Genomic DNA, 18,888 nt, shown 5'->3' on the forward strand with positions numbered 1-18,888 from the left:
GGAGATTAAGTATTTCTATTGCAGCAATAATATTAGCCGCTGGACGGGGTGAAAGAGCAGGATCTCCCTATAAAATTCCAAAACAATATCGGCTTCTAGGACAAAAGCCGATTATTTATCATACCGTGCATTGTTTTTTGCAGCATCCAGCTATCACAACAATTATCCTTGTTATTCATCCAGAAGATCGTCAAATCTGTGAACAAGCTATTGGCGATTTTAAAGAGCGCCTTATTATCGTTGAAGGAGGCAATACACGTCAAATCTCTACCTTACATGGACTTCAGGCACTTAAAAAATTTTCCCCCCAATATGTGCATATTCATGATGGTGCACGCCCTTTTATTGAAAACAAGCTTTTTAATAACATTCACAACACTATCACGCCTCAAGAAGGTGTTCTTCCTGTTCTGCCCATCTCTGATACCCTTAAACGTATAAATAATCAGCATGTTTTAGAAACAATTCCCCGTACCCATCTTTATAGTGCACAAACTCCACAGTGTTTTCCCTTTGAACATATCTTAGCGGCCCATAAACAAGCAAAACAAGCTTGCAAACAAGAATTCACTGACGATTCTGCAATTGCCGAATGGTTTGGAATTCCTATGCGTACCGTTCCTGGGGATCCTAACAACATAAAAATTACATGGCATGAAGATTTTAATACTGCACATTTATATCTCCAAAAGAAAATGCAAATGTTTCCTGATATCCGTACCGGCAATGGTTATGATGTTCACTCTTTTGAAGATGGTGATTTTCTTATATTATGTGGTATAAAAATCCCTTTTCATAAAAAATTAAATGGACACTCCGATGCGGATGTTGCTCTTCATGCATTAACAGATGCCCTTCTTGCAACTCAAGGTGCTGGAGATATCGGTACACATTTTCCTCCCTCTGATCCTCAATGGAAAAATGTATCATCAGAAATTTTTCTCCGTCATGCTCTCGATATTATAAAACAAGCAGATGGTCGTATCGCCAATGTTGATATCACAATTATCGCTGAAAATCCTAAAATTGGTCCCTATCGTCATGCTATGACAGAAAATCTTATGACAATACTTGCAATGACACCTGATCGAATCTCTATCAAAGCAACAACAAATGAAAAGCTTGGATTTATTGGTCGTGGTGAGGGAATTGCTGCTCTTGCAACAGCGAGCGTTCTTTATTCAGGAGAAATTCCCCAATGACATATCTTTGTGAAAAACAAGCACATGAAGTCCTTAATACCTTTCGCCAAAAAGGTTTACTGTTAACAACTGTAGAGTCTTGTACAGGGGGACTCATTGCTGCAAGCCTCACAAATATTGCAGGATCGTCAGATGTTCTCGACTGTGGATTTGTTGTTTATTCAAATGAATCCAAAACACGCCTTGTTGGCGTTTGTGCTGAACTTATAAGAACCTATGGTGCCGTTTCAAAAGAAGTTGCTCTTGCAATGGCGGAGGGTGGATTAAAACATTCACAAGCTGACATTGCAGTTTCTGTAACAGGGATTGCTGGTCCAGGAGGTGCAAGTCTTGATAAACCTGTAGGACTTGTGCATTGCGCAGTAGCTTATAAAAATCACCCCCCCCTGCACAAAGAAATGCACTTTGCTCATCTTAATCGCAATGCTATCCGCCATGCAACTGTTGAAAATGTTTTTAAAATGATTCTGGAATTACTTCACTGAATTCCCCATACTAATTTCAAAATTCTCTATTCCACATTGAGTCTATAGTCGCCCACACCTTGAAAATGAAAGACCTGAATAGCGTAAAGTTATCTCACTTCAGCCCTGTGTAGGTTGAATTAATCAAATTTATTCACTTGCACGCCACAAGAGAAAAAAACTGTAGTAAATAAAATGATTAAAGAAAGGGACACTTGTACCTCTCTCTCAAGTGCTAAGAGCTGGCGCAACATCTTGAGAGATGGCAAATAAATGGTGCAGGCTGACTGTTCATAAACGTACAGATGTGGAGTTTATATGCTTTTACGAAGGATCTATACTATTTATTATGAGCACTATTATGAAATGGGTATGACGCAAGCATGTTCTATTTGGGCGTTCTGTTTAACGGATGTGTATCCATTAAAAAAGAGAGAAACAAAAGAGTGAAGCTGTACATCATCTTCATCATTTAAAATGATGTTCCTTCAATATGCTTTTGAAAGCTGAATTAAAAACAAATAGTAAAGATGGAAACCGGTTTTCACCTTCACGCTGTTATAAGCAATACGTATTGTTAAAAAATAACAGAATAGACTATGTTACCGTAGAGCCATAAATCTGATGCGCACGCTTCTCAAAAGCCTCGGTAAATTTACGAAACGCAATATCAAACATTGAGCCCATCACTAATCCAAGCGTTTTACTTTTAAATTCATAATCAATAAAAAACTCTACATTACATGCATTGGTATTTTCAATATCATGAAAGGCCCAACGATTTTCAAGATATTTGAATGGACCATCAATATATTTAACTTCTATAAGACTTTTTTCCGGCTGAAGAAATACTTGAGTCGTAAAAGTTTCACGAATAATCTTATAGCCAACGGTCATATCCGCAAGAAGCAATATTTTTTTTCCATATTCTTTTCGAGAACGTATTATTAAAGACTCACACATTGGTAAAAATTCAGGATAACGCTCAATATCTGAAACCAGATCAAACATTTCACTGGCACTATGGGTGATCTGCCGATGTATTGTAAAAATCGGCATAATTATCTCTGTAAGGAAAATTTTTCATCACGCGCTTTTTGCAAAATGGCAAAATCATCTCCAGCGTGATGAGATGAACGCGTCAGAGGATTGGAAGCCATATGTAAAAATCCTTTTACTTTACCAATCTTGGCAAAAGACTCAAATTCTTCAGGAGGCACAAAACGAATAACTGGATGATGTTTTCGTGTAGGCTGCAAATATTGTCCAATTGTCATAAAGTCAACATCAGCAGCGCGCAAATCATCCATCAATTGCAAAATCTCATTTCGCTCCTCCCCAAGGCCAACCATAATTCCCGATTTTGTAAAAATTGTTGGATCAAGTTCTTTAACGCGTTGTAATAAACGAATTGAATGAAAATAACGCGCCCCTGGACGGACCTTCAAATATTTAGAAGGAACTGTTTCTAAGTTATGATTAAAAACATCAGGCTTAGCAGCAACAACAACTTCTAAAGCGCCATCCTTATGACGAAAATCAGGTGTAAGAACTTCAATTGTTGTTTTAGGAGTTTTTTGACGAATCGCATAAATAACTTTTGCAAAATGCTCAGCACCACCATCAGCAAGATCATCACGATCAACAGATGTAATGACAACATGTTTTAATTCCATCCGTGCAACAGCATCGGCGACACGTTCTGGCTCATTATCATCAACGGCAAGTGGAATACCTGTTGCAACGTTACAAAAAGCACAAGCACGCGTACATATTTCACCTAAAATCATAAAGCTAGCATGCCTCTGGCTCCAACATTCGCCAATATTAGGGCAACCAGCTTCTTCGCATACAGTCACTAACTTATGCGTACGTACAATACCATGTGTTTCCTTATAAATTGGTGATGTTGGCGCTTTTACACGAATCCAATCTGGCTTTTTTTGAACGCTTGTATCAGGACGATGTGCCTTTTCAGGATGACGCAAACGTCTATTTGTAACTCTATCAACAACCGTAACCATTTAAGCCTTTGCCTTATAAATACGAAGTAACAATCAAAAATATAAAATTTTTCATACAATCCAATCATCAAGCGTTTAAAACTTGACCATAAGCATCCAATACACTTTCTTTCATCATTTCCGATAAGGTCGGATGTGGAAAGACAGTATGCATTAATTCTTCTTCTGTTGTTTCAAGATTCATAGCAATAACAAAACCCTGTATCAATTCTGTTACCTCAGCCCCTACCATATGGGCCCCGAGAAGCTGTCCTGTTTTTTTATCAAAAATCGTTTTTACTAACCCCTGATCTTCACCCAAAGCAATCGCCTTACCATTCGCAGCAAAAGAATAACGACCAATACGTATATCATAACCTGCTTCTTTTGCAGCCGCTTCTGAAAGCCCTACAGAGGCAACCTGTGGTGTACAATATGTACACCCTGGAATTTTTCTTTTATCAAGCGGATGAGCACTCTTCAAACCTGCAAGATGCTCAATACATATCACTCCTTCTTCTTCTGCTTTATGGGCCAACATAGGAGGACCTGCTACATCACCAATAGCATAAATGCCTTCCACCCCCGTCCAACTCCATTCATCAGTTACAATGCACCCGCGATCGGTTTTTATTCCCAAAACTTCTAAACCAAGATTCTCAATATTACCTTGCACCCCTACAGCGGAAATTAACCGGTCAACAGTCATTGTCTCTATTTTACCTTGAACATCAATATGTACAGTCACAGAATCGGAAGACTTTTCAACCTTTGTTACTTTTGCTTGACGAAGAATGCGTAAACCTCTTTTCTCTAACTGTTTACGAGCAAACATTGAAATTTCAATATCTTCAGCAGGCATGATATGGGGCATCATTTCAACAACAGTTACTGTCGCCCCCATATCACGATAAAAAGAGGCAAATTCAATGCCAATAGCCCCAGACCCTATAACCAAAAGCGATTTTGGCATTGCTGGCGGTATCATAGCTTCAAAATAAGTCCAAATGAGTTTTCCATCTGGTTCAATACCAGGAAGAACACGAGGACGTGCGCCCGTTGCAATAATGATATGCTTTGCTTGATAAGTTCCCTCCCCTAACGTTCCTTTAGGGACTGGATTTTGCGGTTGCATAATCGGTTTTGAGGATGAAGAAACCATAATTTCCGCAGGATGGCTTCCCTTTGCTTCTTTAGTAAGCTTTGCTTCACCCCAAATAATATCAATTTTGTTTTTTTTCATTAGAAAATCAACACCAGCATTTAAACGTGCTGAAACACCGCGTGAACGTGCCACAACATCTTTGATGTTTGCCTCAATTGAACCATTAATTTTTAGTCCATAATTTTTCGCATGTTCAGCAAAATGTTTCATTTCCGCTGAACGTAGAAGGGTCTTTGTGGGAATACATCCCCAATTTAAACAGATCCCTCCCAAATGTTCACGTTCAACAATCGCAGTCTTAAAGCCACATTGTGCTGCACGAATTGCGGTTACATATCCGCCTGGACCTGATCCAATCACAATTACATCATAAAGATTTGCCACAGTAATTCCTCCATGGATATATATAAAACGGATATGCACTTTTTGAACTTAAGTCTGCAAAATAACATGACAGAATCATCTTATGTCTTTTGCTTACGTAAATGCTTTACCCAAACCAGAAATAGCAATAACATTGCTCTTCAAACTCGTTAAATTTGCTTTTATTCTCTTAATACACTCTCTCACAATTTACGTGAAGAACTGTTAAACAGTTCAAACCAACATTGCTAATGGATTTTCAATCATCTTCTTAAAAGTCCGCGCGATCTCTGCTGCTAAAGCACCATCGACAGCACGATGATCAGCAGAAATCGTAACTGACATAACTGTCGCAACGACTAATGCATCATTTTTAACAACGGCACGCTGCTCCCCTGCACCAATCGCAAAAATCGTCGCATGCGGTGGATTAAGAATAGCAGAAAAACTTTTTATACCATACATCCCCATATTTGATACAGCTGTTGTTCCACCCTGATATTCTTCCATTTTTAACTTGCCCTCGCGCGCACGCTTTGCAAAATCCTTCATCTCTTTGGAAATAAGTGATAACGGCTTTTCCTCTGCATGGCGAATAATCGGTGTAATTAATCCATTGGGAATAGAAACAGCAACCCCAACATCACAATGTTTATGATGAATCATCCCACCTTCAAGCCAAGAGACATTCGCATCAGGAACCGCTTTCAAAGAAAGTGCGACAGCTTTGATCACCATGTCATTAACAGAAAGCTTATAAGTAGGCTGAGTTTCTTCCTGCCTTTTAACCATTGGTGCAGCAGCATTCAGTTGTGTACGCAGTGCTAATAGCGCATCAAGTTCACAATCTACCGTTACATAGAAATGTGGGACTTTCTGTTTTGATTCCACCAAACGTGTCGCGATTGTTTTACGCATATTATTATGGGGAACGAAGCTATATTCATCCTCTTTGAAGAGTTTCAATATCTGTTTGTCTGAAGCACCTGTAGCTGTTAGCTCCTCTATCTGTGATGAATAAGACACTTTAGAAATATCGCTGCTCACAGCTTTTTCCACATCGCGCTTAATAATACGCCCATGCGGACCACTTCCAGAAATAAGGGATAAATCAAGACCTGCCTGAGATGCTAATCGCCGCGCTAAGGGAGAGGCAAAAAGACGAGCTTCCTTTTTATTTTGCTGTATTAATTGCCCAGTTGATGATTCATGAGACATTTTTATTCCCTTTGAGTCCGTCTGTTTCAGAGAATCTGTCTGTTTGATGCCCTCTGGTTCTTGTCTTGTAGAAGAAGAGATTTCTTCTGTAACTTTTGCAGCTTCAGCTAAATCTTCACCTTCTTCTGCTAAAACAACAATTAAAGCATTTACTTTAACGCCTTGTGTTCCAGCAGGAACAACAATTTTAGCAACCCTACCTTCATCAACGGCTTCGACTTCCATTGTCGCTTTATCCGTCTCAATTTCAGCAATAACATCACCAGAGGAAACCTTATCTCCCTCCTTAATATTCCATTTTGTTAAATTTCCCTCTTCCATCGTAGGGGAAAGCGCTGGCATTGTAATTTTAATGGGCATTATGCTTTCCTCCGTTATGCTCTGTATGTCACAGCCTGAACTGCCTCAATAATTTCAGCAGTATTAGGCAAAGCCAACTTCTCAAGATTAGCGGCATAAGGCATCGGAACATCTTTGCCAGAAATCGTAGCAATTGGCGCATCAAGATAGTCAAAAGCCTGCTGCATAACACGCGTTGCTATTTCAGTTCCCACGGATGACTGAGGAAATCCCTCTTCAATTGTTACCAAACGACCTGTTTTTTTAACTGACGAAAGAATTGTAGGAAGATCCATAGGGCGAATGGTTCGTAAATCAATCAATTCAACATCAATACCAAGTTTTTCAATTTCTGGTAACGCTTGAACAGCATAATGCATCCCAATTCCACATGCAACAATCGTCACATCTTGTCCAGACTTATGAATACGCGCCTTACCAATAGGCAAAAGAAAATCATCCAGTTGAGGAACATCAAATTGATGCCCATACAAAATCTCATTTTCAAGGAAAATAACAGGATTATCATCACGAATAGCAGCTTTCAGCAAACCTTTTGCATCTGCAGCACTATAAGGCATGACAACTTTCAGACCTGGTACATGACTATACCATGCAGCATAGCATTGAGAATGTTGAGCACCAACACGGGCAGCCGCACCATTGGGACCTCGGAAAACCATAGGAGCGGTCATTTGTCCACCAGACATATAACGTGTTTTGGCTGCTGAGTTAATAATTTGGTCCATCGCCTGCATCGCAAAATTAAAGGTCATAAACTCGACAATAGGACGTAACCCACCAAAAGCAGCCCCAACAGCCAGCCCAGCAAAGCCGTGCTCTGTAATTGGGGTATCAATAACTCGGCGTTCCCCGAACTCTTCCAACAAACCCTGACTAACCTTATAGGCACCTTGATATTGCGCGACTTCTTCCCCCATAAGAAAAACTGTTTCATCACGCCGCATTTCTTCAGCCAAAGCCTGATTAAGCGCTTCACGAACTGTCATTGTAACCATTTGTGTTCCCGCTGGAATATCAAAATTAAGAGATGTATCAAAAGTAGGAGCAGCCTGCGGAACTGACAATGGCAGAGAAAGAGCAGATTCCTTAGGTTTTTGTGCTATATCAGTAGGTTGCGAAATATCCTCAGCACGCTCACCTTCTTCTAACAAAATTGCAATAACAGTGTTAACCCTTACGCCTTCTGAACCTTCAGGCACAAAAATTTTACCAAGAGTACCTTCATCAACGGCCTCTACTTCCATTGTAGCCTTATCCGTTTCAATTTCAGCAATAACATCGCCAGAGCTAACCTTATCACCTTCTTTCTTGAGCCATTTAGACAGTTTACCTTCTTCCATAGTTGGTGAAAGCGCCGGCATCAAAATATCAATAGACATACTTGCTTCCCTCGCATCAAACTAAAATATCAGTATAGAGCTCAGAAGCATCTGGCTCTTGATCACTTTGTGCAAAATCTACCGCATCAGCAACAATTGCACGGACCTCTTTCTCAATAGATTTTAAATCGTCTTCGCTCGCCCAATTTTTTTTAAGAATCCGACTTTTTACTTGATCAATCGGATCGTGCTCCTCTTTTATTTTTTGGACTTCGTCCTTTGAACGATATTTTGCTGGGTCAGACATGGAATGACCACGATAGCGATAGGTCTGCATATCAAGAATGATCGGTCCTTTACCTGAGCGTGCCCAAGAAATTGCTTCATCAGCAGCTCCTTTTACTGATCGAACATCCATACCGTCAACAACAATACCTGGAATTTCAAAAGAAAGACCACGTCGGGAAAAATCAGTTTCTGCAGATGCACGTGAAACTGACGTTCCCATAGCATACTGATTGTTTTCAATAATATAAACAACGGGAAGCTTCCAAAGTGAAGCCATATTAAAACTCTCGTAAACCTGCCCCTGATTTGCAGCACCATCACCAAAATAAACCAATGTCACATTATCTTTACCAAGGTACTGATTCGAAAATGCCAAACCTGAACCAATTGGAACCTGCGCACCAACAATACCATGTCCTCCATAAAAGTTCTTTTCTTTAGAGAACATATGCATCGAGCCACCTTTCCCTTTGGAAAAGCCACCTTGGCGCCCCGTTAATTCTGCCATGACACCACGCGGACTCATCCCTACCGCTAACATATGACCATGATCACGGTAAGACGTAATAACCTGATCACCTTCTTTTGCCGCTTTCAATGTTCCTATAACAACGGCTTCCTGACCAATATAAAGGTGACAAAATCCCCCAATAAGCCCCATACCATAAAGTTGTCCTGCTTTTTCTTCAAAACGGCGAATTAAAAGCATTTCACGATAAGCATCAATTTCTTCTTCTTTTGTAAAATCTGCCATTGGTGCTTTCTTTGTGGTGCTTGATAATGCAGTGCGCGCCGCCGACGCAGAATTTTTTTTAAGTCGTTCTGCCATATTAAACTCCCTTTTATGATTATTTAGGAATAACCTTTACGAACAAAAGTTACAAGCCTTATCAATCGGCTTAAACAATATCATTGCTGATTGTTGTTTAAATTAAGCGATTTTTCATTTACCTTTAGTATCAATTTCAAGGTATTAAGATTGTCAGTTCATTTGGCTTAGAAAAGTTCAAATTCTTTCGGACATACTCATCCAACATATCTTTTTCTATATGCCCATTGCGTAAAAGAGAAATACGCTTTTCCATGAATATCCGCTCAGCTTCTATTTTATGAAGCTCCTTTTCTAATTCGCTAATATGCTGATTAACTTCACTGCGTGAATACAATCCATACTCACCATGATAAATGTGATAACTGAAATAGCTTAAGACTCCCACCGTCATAAGAGGTAGTACAAAGCGTACTTTGATTGATCGACGTTTCTGCTTTGTCCACATAAAATAGCACAGTCTTTACAGCACAAATTTTTTAATATTTTGCTCAACTATGCATGATTTTGATTAATACCTCATTACCAAATCTACACCAAAATAATTTGTTATTTCAATTTATCCCCCCCTTAATACAATCAAAGTAAGCTGAATGCCCCACTTTTTGTATTACAAATATTGGATATCCCACTAACTTGTGATTTTACACCCATCTTTGTCTTTAAAATTTCCTGTTAAAATGACTATAAAATCAATCAATACCCAAGGTGTAATTATAAAAATAATCCCTATAATCCCTAACCCAAAAGTAAATGGTAGACTGATTATACTTAGTATATTTATAAGAAGCATTACAATGCCAGTTCCAACTTTACCAACAATAAAACGATGAATCCCTAGTCCACCTAGAAAAAACAAACGACCGCTAACGTCACTTTTGATTGCTGTGACTGACCTTCAGTCAAGATAGGGAAAATAGATTTAATGGTATCACCTTCACACACAAAATCAACGACGTCACCAACCTTCGGCAGCGTTTTTCCTGACCAATCCCAATTCGCAAATTGATAGCGCTTACCATCAGCCCCTGAAATGAAATAATCTCCTTGATCATGACCAATAATCTTACCTTTCATTCTTGCCCACCTATAAAGCTGCTCCTTATGTGTTATTCATAAAGAGATTAATTTCAATTCGATAATATGCGGATTAACCTCACGGTGTAAATACAATTCGTACTCACCATGATAAACATGAAATTAAAATAGTTCGTAACTCCCCAATAATCTAATATTTCCCCCTGCTATAAGCAGTAACAAAAAACATGCTTTAGTTGATTTATATCTTTGCTTTACCCATATAAAATAGCATTGTCTTTTTCAATACGTTTACTTAGCTGTACATGTTTTTTAATATCTCATATTAAATAAATGTAGTACAATAATTTCGCATGATGCAACTTAATATATTTATAAAAATAAAAAGCGAGCTAAATCACCTTTTTTTATTATAAGATTTTCACAAATCTGTAATCTGATTTCCATCTTTATCCGTAAATCTTCCACCAAGAATGACTATAAAATCAACAATTGCCCAAATGCCGGTAATTATCAATCCAAACAATGATAAAGATAGAACTAGCATTAAAGCACCAGTCCTAACTTTACCAACCATAAAGCGATGGACACCAAAGATACCTGCAACCCAACAAAGCAGTGCGAACATTATCTTTGTGTTCTCTGTACCTGATCTCAACAATGGAAAAACAGAACTGACAACCCCCCCTTCACAGACAAAATCAACAGCATTACCAATCCTTGGTGGATTCTTTCCCAACCAATCCCAAGTCGCAAACTGATAACGTTTACCATCATCACCAGCAACGAGATAAGTTCCTTGATCTTGACTAATAATTATACCTCTCATCTTAATCCCTATAAATTTAAACACTTAAAAATTATTGCGTATATGCCTTTGATAAGAAATCTCAATTTCATAATCTAAATGATCTTATACTTTCATATTTTGTGCTCAGAACTATACACTAAATCACCAGCATAACGCGCTTGGGCTCCTAGCATTTCTTCAATACGAATAAGTTGATTGTATTTGGCTAATCTATCCGAACGTGCAAGAGAACCTGTTTTAATTTGTCCACAATTCGTTGCAACCGCAAGATCTGCAATGAAAGAATCCTCTGTTTCGCCTGAACGATGAGATATAATAGCACGATAACCTGCTTTATGTGCTACTTCTACAGCATCAAGTGTTTCACTCAATGTACCAATTTGATTAACTTTTATGAGAATAGAATTGCCTACCCCCATTTTGATACCATCACGCAAACGTGCTGAATTCGTTACAAACAAATCATCGCCAACAAGCTGACATTTTTCTCCAATTGTGTCAGTAAGTAGCTTCCAACCTTCCCAATCATCCTCTGCCATTCCATCTTCAATTGTAATAATAGGATAATTTTTCACAAGATGTGCTAAATAATCTACCTGCTCTTGGATGTCACGGCATTTCCCCTCACCTTTATAAAAATATGAACCATTTTTATAAAATTCGGTTGAAGCACAGTCTAAACCAATGGCAATTTGTTCACCTGGTTTATAGCCACATATCATGATAGATTCCATAATAAAATCAATTGCTTGATCAGCACTTTTAAATTGAGGTGCAAAACCACCTTCATCACCAACATTGGTATTATAACCCGCATCTTTTAAACGCTTTTTCAATGCATGGAAAATCTCAGCGCCATAACGGATAGCTTCTCTTACAGTAGGAGCTCCTATAGGGATAATCATAAACTCTTGAAAATCAATCAAATTATCAGCATGAACGCCACCATTAATAATATTCATCATGGGGGTTGGAAGAATATGCGCTTGTGTACCACCAATATAACGATACAAAGGTAAATTTAATGAATCCGCAGCTGCTTTTGCAACAGCTAATGAAACACCAAGAAGTGCATTGGCACCAAGACGGGCTTTGTTTGGCGTTCCATCCAAAGCAATCATTGCTTGATCAATAGCAATTTGATTTGTTGCATCCCGCCCACCAAGTTCTTCAAGAATTTCGCCATTAACTGCAGCAACCGCTTTTTCAACACCTTTCCCTTGATAGCGCAAACCACCATCACGAAGCTCTATAGCCTCGTGTGCTCCTGTTGAAGCTCCCGAAGGAACCAGAGCGCGACCAAAAGCTCCATTCTCCAAATGAACATCAACTTCTACCGTTGGATTACCACGGCTATCAAGAACTTCACGCCCAATGATATCGACAATTATAGTCATATGTGTTTCCTTATCCAATAAAAGTCTCGATTCATTTATAATGCCCTATTAATGAAATATTTTTTCTCTTCTCAACTCAACTTTTTTGACAGATAATCAAATTCCATTAAAGTCTCAAGCAATCTTTGTAAATCATCAACTTTAACCATATTGGGTCCATCAGAAGGTGCATTATCTGGATCTTGATGTGTTTCTAAAAAAATACCAGCTACCCCAACAGAGACAGCTGCACGCGCTAAAATTTCAACAAATTGACGCTGCCCACCAGATGAAGCCCCCTGCCCCCCAGGTTCTTGAACAGAATGCGTTGCATCAAAAATAACAGGAGCACCAAATGAACGTAAAATAGGCAACGAACGCATATCAGAAATAAGTCGGTTGTAACCAAATGACGTGCCTCGCTCACAAAGCATAACATTCGGATTACCACTGTAAACAACCTTTTTTAAAACATTCTCCATGTCCCACGGCGCTAAAAACTGACCTTTTTTAATGTTAATAACACATTCTGTTTTGGCTGCTGCTACCAAAAGATCTGTTTGACGACATAAAAAAGCCGGTATTTGTAAAATATCAACTGTAGAAGAAACAATTGTACATTGCTCTTCTGTATGCACATCAGTTAATATGGGACAATTAAACTCTTTTTTTAAATCAGAAAAAATGGACATTGCTTTTTCAAGACCAATACCACGTGCCGCCCCCAAAGAGGTTCTGTTGGCTTTATCGTAACTTGATTTATAAACAAACCCGATACCAAGCTGATCGGTAATTGTTTTAATACGACCAGCCATTTCAAAAGCATGATCACGACTTTCCATCTGACACGGCCCTGCAATTAATGAAAGAGGCATTTCATTTGAAAAAATCATATTTCCAACTTTCACACGGGCATTTGGTTTAGTCATTTTATCCCTCAAAAGCAAAGTAACCTAATTTATGCATTAAACTAATCGACTTTGTTCTACAGCAGCTTCAATAAAAGAAGAAAAAAGCGGATGTGGATCAAAAGGACGGGATTTTAATTCTGGATGATATTGAACACCAATAAACCATGGATGATCTACATATTCTATCGTTTCTGGTAAAATACCATCAGGAGACATCCCAGAAAAAATCAAACCACACTGTTCTAACTTATCCTTATAATCAATATTGACCTCATAACGATGACGATGTCGCTCGACAATCTTGGTCATCCCATAAATTTGAGCAATATGACTCTCTTCTTTTAATTCAGCAGCAAAAGCACCAAGGCGCATCGAACCGCCGAGATCACCATTTCTTGTACGTTTTTCAAGGACGTCTCCTTTAAGCCATTCTGTCATTAAACCTACAATTGGATTGTCTGTTTCGCAAAACTCACTCGATGAAGCATTCTCAATCTGTGCAATATTGCGCGCAGCTTCTATACAAGCTAATTGCATCCCAAAACAAATCCCTAAAAATGGAACTTTACGCTCTCGTGCAAATTGAATTGCTCGAATCTTCCCTTCTGCCCCACGTGCCCCAAAAGCACCTGGAACCAAAATTCCATGGGCTTTTTGTAAAGCTGAAACAGAATCTTCTTTTTCAAAAAGTTCCGAATCAATCCACTCAATATTAACTTTTACTCTATTCGCTAAACCACCATGCGCAATCGCTTCAATAAGAGATTTATAAGCATCCTTTAAGCCCGTATATTTTCCTACAATAGCAATCGTGACTTCTCCTTCAGGATTGTGAATACGATGCGTAATATCCTCCCAACGATCCATCTTGGGGGAAGGTGCCGAATCGATTCCAAAAGCGCAAAGAACTTCAGAGTCCAAACCTTCCTTATGGTATGCCATAGGAACATCATAAATCGTTGGCATATCTAATGCCTGAATGACTGCATTGGAGCGAACATTGCAAAAAAGTGATAATTTGCACCGTTCTGTTTCTGGAATAGATCGATCTGCACGTACAAGCAAAATATCAGGAGAAATACCAACTGCTTGCAATTCTTTGACAGAATGTTGTGTTGGTTTCGTTTTTAATTCACCTGCTGAAGGAATATAAGGCATTAATGTGAGATGGACATAAACGACATTTTGTCTCGGTAACTCATTGCGAAGCTGACGAATCGCTTCTAGAAAAGGCATTGCTTCAATATCACCAACCGTTCCACCTATCTCACATAAAACAAAATCAAATTCTTCATTTCCCATCGTAATGAATCTCTTAATTTCATCTGTAACATGAGGAATAACTTGGACTGTTGCCCCCAAATAATCACCACGCCGCTCTCGTTCAATGATATTGCGATAAATACGCCCTGTTGTAATACTATCTTGGCTATTTGCAGAACGCCCAGTAAAACGCTCATAATGACCAAGATCAAGATCCGTTTCTGCACCATCATCGGTCACAAATACTTCACCATGTTGATAAGGTGACATCGTACCTGGATCAACATTTAAATAAGGATCAAGTTTGCGAAGACGTACGCGATAACCACGAGCCTGTAATAACGCTGCTAACGCCGCCGCTGCGATGCCTTTTCCAAGGGAAGAAACCACACCACCAGTAATAAAAACATAACGTGCCATGGGCTTATGGTGATAAGCAATTTATAATGATTTTTCCAGCAAAAAATGCAAAAAGAAACAATTTTTCTTCTAAAATAAAAAAGGTGAAAAAATCACCTTTTTAAAAAGTCTATATTTTCTTAAAAAACTATTTTGTACTGTTATCCGGAACTGTGTTTTCAAGAACCTGTGGAACTGGACTTTCTGCTTCAGGATTTGTGGACTGTTTCTGTTCCTGCGGAGAATTCGAAGTGCCTCCTAGCTGTTCAAGAACAGAAGGGGAAGACTCATCATTTGATGATGGAACTGAGCCTGAGCCTTTATTGGTAGAATTCTGTTCTGAATTAACCGGTATACGCTTTAAGATATCAGAACTAGAATTTGATATATTACCCACCACGGTAAGTCCAATAGACACAACAAAAAAACAACAGGCTAAAATAGCAGTCAAACGTGTTAAAGGGTTTCGAGATCCACGAGTTTTCATTAACCCTGAGCTATTACTCACACCTAGCCCACCACCTTCTGAAGGTTGAATTAATATAACACCAACCAAAGTAATCACAATCAAAAAATGAATAACTATAAGTACTGTTTGCATAAACCCTGCTCTTCAAATAACTCTTTAATAGCTATTTACACATAAATAACGCACAATCCAAGGGGAAACTCAAATTTCTCTGCTATAGTTTACGACAAACATCGCAAATAGTTAAAAAATCAATCGCTTTTAAGCTTGCTCCACCTATCAAAGCACCATTAACATGAGCAATGCTTAAAAGCTCAAATGCATTGGATGGCTTTACGGATCCACCATAAAGCAAACGAATCTTATTGCCTTCATCACCAAAACGAGAGCGCACCTTATCACGAATGAAATGATGTACTTTTGCAATATCTTCTGGAGTCGCTGTATTGCCGGTGCCTATCGCCCAAACTGGTTCATAAGCGATAATGGTATTCTCTTCTGTTGCATCATCTGGTAAAGATTCTTCAAGCTGCTGCGTCAGAATATCCAGCACTTTATTATTCTTACGCTCCTCCAATGTTTCACCAATACACACAAGAGCCACAAGACCTGCTCGCCACGCAGCTTGCACTTTGGCACAGACAATCGCATCATTTTCTTGGTACACTGTACGACGTTCTGAATGCCCAATAATAACATGACTTGCTCCCGCTTCTTTAAGCATAAAAGCTGAAATATCTCCAGTATAAGGACCATGATCATCAAAGTGACAATTTTGTCCTCCTAAAAGGAGATTTTCACCATTCAGCGTATTAGAAGCACGCGATAAAAGCGTTGCTGGAACACAAATAAGCGCCTCAAAAAGATGACCTAGATCAGAGCTAACGCCTGTAGCAATAGCACGCAACTCTCCAAGCGATTCACTCGTTCCATTCATTTTCCAATTTCCAGCAAGAAAAGGCCGAATATTTTGAGACATATTTTCACCTCAAGAGCTCTTACAATACATTGTTTATCTGTAGTTACCAAATTATAAAATGAAAGCAAGTCTTTAAAGCTTGCATCTTTCATCTCTTTATTGCAAATTCCATTACAGCTTTGATAATAACTCACATTAAAAATGGACCTGAACAATGCTTGACATCATAAGAAATGCTACAAATTCTTGGATTTTTAGAATTTTCCTTGCTATTTTACTCTTATGCTTCATTCTTTTATGGGGGGTACCGCAGTTACACAAAAAAAGTGAAAGAGATCTTATTACATCTGGACAGTCCACAGTAACTGTCGATGATTATCGTCTTGCACTCGCCGATCAAAGCGCACGTTTAGCATATGCAGCTCATCTTGGACGAATGTTTACAGCAAATGAAATGCAGCAATACCAAATTCCTGCTTTTGTATTTAATCAATTACAACAAAATGTACTTCTTGATGAACAAGCACGTAAAATGAAAATAAGTCTTTCAAAAAATACAATAGCTCATACGATTGGTTCTGATAAGATGTTCCAGGTAAATGGCACTTTTGATAAAAACTTGTTTTATAACTATCTTCAGCATTTACGTATTAGTGAAAGTGCTTTTCTTAATTATTACACCAAACAAGAAAAGCGTAATCAGCTTATTGCCGCTTTACTTTCTGATATGAAGGCACCAAATCTCTTTTATAAAGCACTTGCTCTTTATCAAGAAGAAATGCGTATTGCTGATTATCTTGTTATTGATCTAAAAGAAAAGAAAACAATTGCTGATCCTGATTACGCAACATTACAAAAATGGTTTGAAACACATCAAAGTCAATTTCGTGCTCCAGAATACCGCACTGTCTCTTTGCTATCTATGGAACTTAATGATTTTGTAAAACCTCAAGATATCTCAACAGATGAGGCGAAAGCCTATTATACACAAAATGCTTCACGTTTTGTAACGCCTGAAAAGCGTACATTCGAAGAACTGCGATTCCCCTCACGCGAAGAAGCCGATAATGCAGCAAAAAAAATAGCTGATGGATTGAGTTTTGATGAACTGGTAAAAGCTGAAAAAAAGACTCTTAATGAAATAAAAAAAGGGCCTCTCGCAGAAAATGAACTTCCTAATCATCTGACATCTGAAATTTTTGAACTTCAACAAGGCCAAGTCAGTTCTGTGATAAATGACTTACAAGGACCTGTTATCATTCGCGTCACGCATATTGAACCCTCAAGCTCTCTTCCTTTTGAAAGTGTAGAAGAAAATATTCGCCAAACACTTGCCAAAAATCGTGCTACTGATGATATCCGTAACAATTATGCAGCCATTGAAAATGCTCGTTTTGAGGGTGCTTCTCTCAAAGAGTTAGCTGACCAATACAAGTTATCTTTGCGCACAATTACCATTGATAAAACAGGAAAAACGCTTGAAGGTGCAATACTCACGGATTTACCTCAAAAAGATATTTTACTGAATGCCATCTATCAATCAAACGAAGGAGTCGATCTTGATCCTCTCTCTTTTCAAAATGGTGGATATCTCTGGTACAAGGTCGATAAAATTATTCCTGCCCGTGATAAGACACTTGAAGAGGCTAAGCTAGATGTTCTTTCTCAATGGAAAAATGAGGAAATCCAACGTCTTCTTGATGAAAAAGCCCAAAATGCTCTCAAACAGCTCACGGAAGGAAAAAGTCTTGTTGCTCTTGCTCATACCCTTGGTGTTACAAAACAAACAACACCAACCCTCCGGCGTCAAGACTCATCTGAAACCCTTGGCGTTGAAGGCATTAAAGCATTATTTTCCGCTCCCAAAGGTCATTATGGCATCATAAAAGGTCCGGTTGCAACAAACCGTATCATTTATCAAATAAAGACTGTAACCATGCCTAAAGATATCACGTCTCATACTCTTTCAACTGAAGTCCGCACCAATATAGATATGATGATAAGAGAAGATCTCAAGCTAGAAATGCTACAAGTTGCCAATAAAGAACATCCTTTGGAAATTAATAGCACAAATTATAATCAGATCTTTAACGCTCTCCAATAAAAAGATTTTACATAATTTAAAGAACTTATTTGATAAAGTTTCCGTCAGCTCTTCGTCTATAGTTGAAGAGGTAAGATAGATCTCTTGTTTGCATATCTTAGGATCAAACATTTGTATAATGATTCATTCTCTCGCAAATCAGTGCATGTATGGATTTGCGAGAAAATAGTCAATGGAATGTAGAGTCGTTTTTGCAACGCATTAAAAAATATTATTCATCCAAAGGTTGTAAAGGTTGTCGCCCATTAAGCTATAAATATCATCCCTATCGTCACTCATTTATAGCTCATCATATTACTACTCTTAATATCATTCATAAGGAGCATATTGCTTCTTCCTTAAATGATTTCATTTACACACCAAACTTATAATATACAAAAAAAC

The 18,888-nt window shown here is 38.4% G+C and carries 16 protein-coding genes and 1 pseudogene; 3 read left to right on the forward strand and 14 right to left on the reverse strand.

Annotation, left to right across the window (positions count from 1 at the left end; all coding sequences use genetic code 11):
• The first annotated feature begins 11 nt into the window (after positions 1-11).
• Positions 12-1,202, forward strand: coding sequence for a bifunctional 2-C-methyl-D-erythritol 4-phosphate cytidylyltransferase/2-C-methyl-D-erythritol 2,4-cyclodiphosphate synthase (locus tag ACFIJZ_RS06560; RefSeq protein WP_273791165.1), 1,191 nt, complete (start codon positions 12-14; stop codon positions 1,200-1,202).
• Positions 1,199-1,687 (forward strand): CinA family protein, encoded by a 489-nt coding sequence (locus tag ACFIJZ_RS06565; RefSeq protein ID WP_375631353.1) that lies wholly within the window; start codon positions 1,199-1,201, stop codon positions 1,685-1,687. The genes ACFIJZ_RS06560 and ACFIJZ_RS06565 overlap by 4 nt, the downstream gene beginning before the upstream one ends.
• Before the next feature lie 576 nt (positions 1,688-2,263).
• Here the strand turns inward: ACFIJZ_RS06565 and ACFIJZ_RS06570 are convergent.
• From ACFIJZ_RS06570 to tpiA, 14 genes and pseudogenes are all read right to left on the reverse strand, one after another.
• Positions 2,264-2,725, reverse strand: a complete 462-nt coding sequence (locus ACFIJZ_RS06570; RefSeq protein ID WP_273791149.1) for a type II toxin-antitoxin system RatA family toxin — start codon at positions 2,723-2,725, stop codon at positions 2,264-2,266.
• Between the two features lie 2 nt (positions 2,726-2,727).
• Positions 2,728-3,690: a lipoyl synthase gene (lipA, locus tag ACFIJZ_RS06575; RefSeq protein WP_375631354.1), complete on the reverse strand. Its 963-nt coding sequence runs from the start codon at positions 3,688-3,690 to the stop codon at positions 2,728-2,730.
• Positions 3,691-3,757: 67 nt separating this feature from the next.
• Positions 3,758-5,218 carry a dihydrolipoyl dehydrogenase gene (lpdA, locus tag ACFIJZ_RS06580; protein ID WP_375631355.1) on the reverse strand — a complete coding sequence of 487 codons (1,461 nt, stop codon included), beginning with the start codon at positions 5,216-5,218 and terminating at the stop codon, positions 3,758-3,760.
• Positions 5,219-5,431: 213 nt separating this feature from the next.
• The gene (locus ACFIJZ_RS06585; protein ID WP_375631356.1) at positions 5,432-6,775 is read right to left on the reverse strand and encodes a pyruvate dehydrogenase complex dihydrolipoamide acetyltransferase; all 1,344 of its coding nucleotides are present in this window, start codon (positions 6,773-6,775) and stop codon (positions 5,432-5,434) included.
• A 14-nt stretch (positions 6,776-6,789) separates the two neighbouring features.
• Positions 6,790-8,157: a pyruvate dehydrogenase complex E1 component subunit beta gene (locus tag ACFIJZ_RS06590; protein ID WP_375631357.1), complete on the reverse strand. Its 1,368-nt coding sequence runs from the start codon at positions 8,155-8,157 to the stop codon at positions 6,790-6,792.
• A gap of 16 nt (positions 8,158-8,173) precedes the next feature.
• Positions 8,174-9,214, reverse strand: coding sequence for a pyruvate dehydrogenase (acetyl-transferring) E1 component subunit alpha (gene pdhA / locus ACFIJZ_RS06595; protein WP_375631358.1), 1,041 nt, complete (start codon positions 9,212-9,214; stop codon positions 8,174-8,176).
• 136 nt (positions 9,215-9,350) lie between these two features.
• Entirely contained in the window at positions 9,351-9,662 is a 312-nt protein-coding gene (locus ACFIJZ_RS06600) for a septum formation initiator family protein (RefSeq protein ID WP_012754998.1), read from the reverse strand.
• Positions 9,663-9,845: 183 nt separating this feature from the next.
• Positions 9,846-10,291: pseudogene (locus ACFIJZ_RS06605) on the reverse strand (TM2 domain-containing protein).
• A 382-nt stretch (positions 10,292-10,673) separates the two neighbouring features.
• Complete coding sequence (locus ACFIJZ_RS06610) at positions 10,674-11,081, reverse strand: TM2 domain-containing protein (RefSeq protein ID WP_375631359.1); 408 nt, start codon at positions 11,079-11,081, stop codon at positions 10,674-10,676.
• 92 nt (positions 11,082-11,173) lie between these two features.
• Complete coding sequence (gene eno, locus ACFIJZ_RS06615) at positions 11,174-12,460, reverse strand: phosphopyruvate hydratase (RefSeq protein ID WP_375631360.1); 1,287 nt, start codon at positions 12,458-12,460, stop codon at positions 11,174-11,176.
• 71 nt (positions 12,461-12,531) lie between these two features.
• Complete coding sequence (gene kdsA / locus ACFIJZ_RS06620) at positions 12,532-13,368, reverse strand: 3-deoxy-8-phosphooctulonate synthase (RefSeq protein WP_273791141.1); 837 nt, start codon at positions 13,366-13,368, stop codon at positions 12,532-12,534.
• 36 nt (positions 13,369-13,404) lie between these two features.
• Positions 13,405-15,033 carry a CTP synthase gene (locus ACFIJZ_RS06625; RefSeq protein WP_273791140.1) on the reverse strand — a complete coding sequence of 543 codons (1,629 nt, stop codon included), beginning with the start codon at positions 15,031-15,033 and terminating at the stop codon, positions 13,405-13,407.
• 127 nt (positions 15,034-15,160) lie between these two features.
• The gene (gene secG / locus ACFIJZ_RS06630) at positions 15,161-15,613 is read right to left on the reverse strand and encodes a preprotein translocase subunit SecG (RefSeq protein WP_375631361.1); all 453 of its coding nucleotides are present in this window, start codon (positions 15,611-15,613) and stop codon (positions 15,161-15,163) included.
• Between the two features lie 82 nt (positions 15,614-15,695).
• Complete coding sequence (gene tpiA / locus ACFIJZ_RS06635; protein WP_375631362.1) at positions 15,696-16,460, reverse strand: triose-phosphate isomerase; 765 nt, start codon at positions 16,458-16,460, stop codon at positions 15,696-15,698.
• A 154-nt stretch (positions 16,461-16,614) separates the two neighbouring features.
• On the opposite strand from tpiA, the gene ACFIJZ_RS06640 reads away from it, so the two are divergent.
• The gene (locus tag ACFIJZ_RS06640) at positions 16,615-18,504 is read left to right on the forward strand and encodes a peptidyl-prolyl cis-trans isomerase (RefSeq protein WP_375631363.1); all 1,890 of its coding nucleotides are present in this window, start codon (positions 16,615-16,617) and stop codon (positions 18,502-18,504) included.
• The last annotated feature ends 384 nt before the right edge of the window (positions 18,505-18,888 follow it).

Source organism: Bartonella sp. CL70QHWL, assembly GCF_042194855.1.
Classification (GTDB): Bacteria; Pseudomonadota; Alphaproteobacteria; order Rhizobiales; family Rhizobiaceae; genus Bartonella.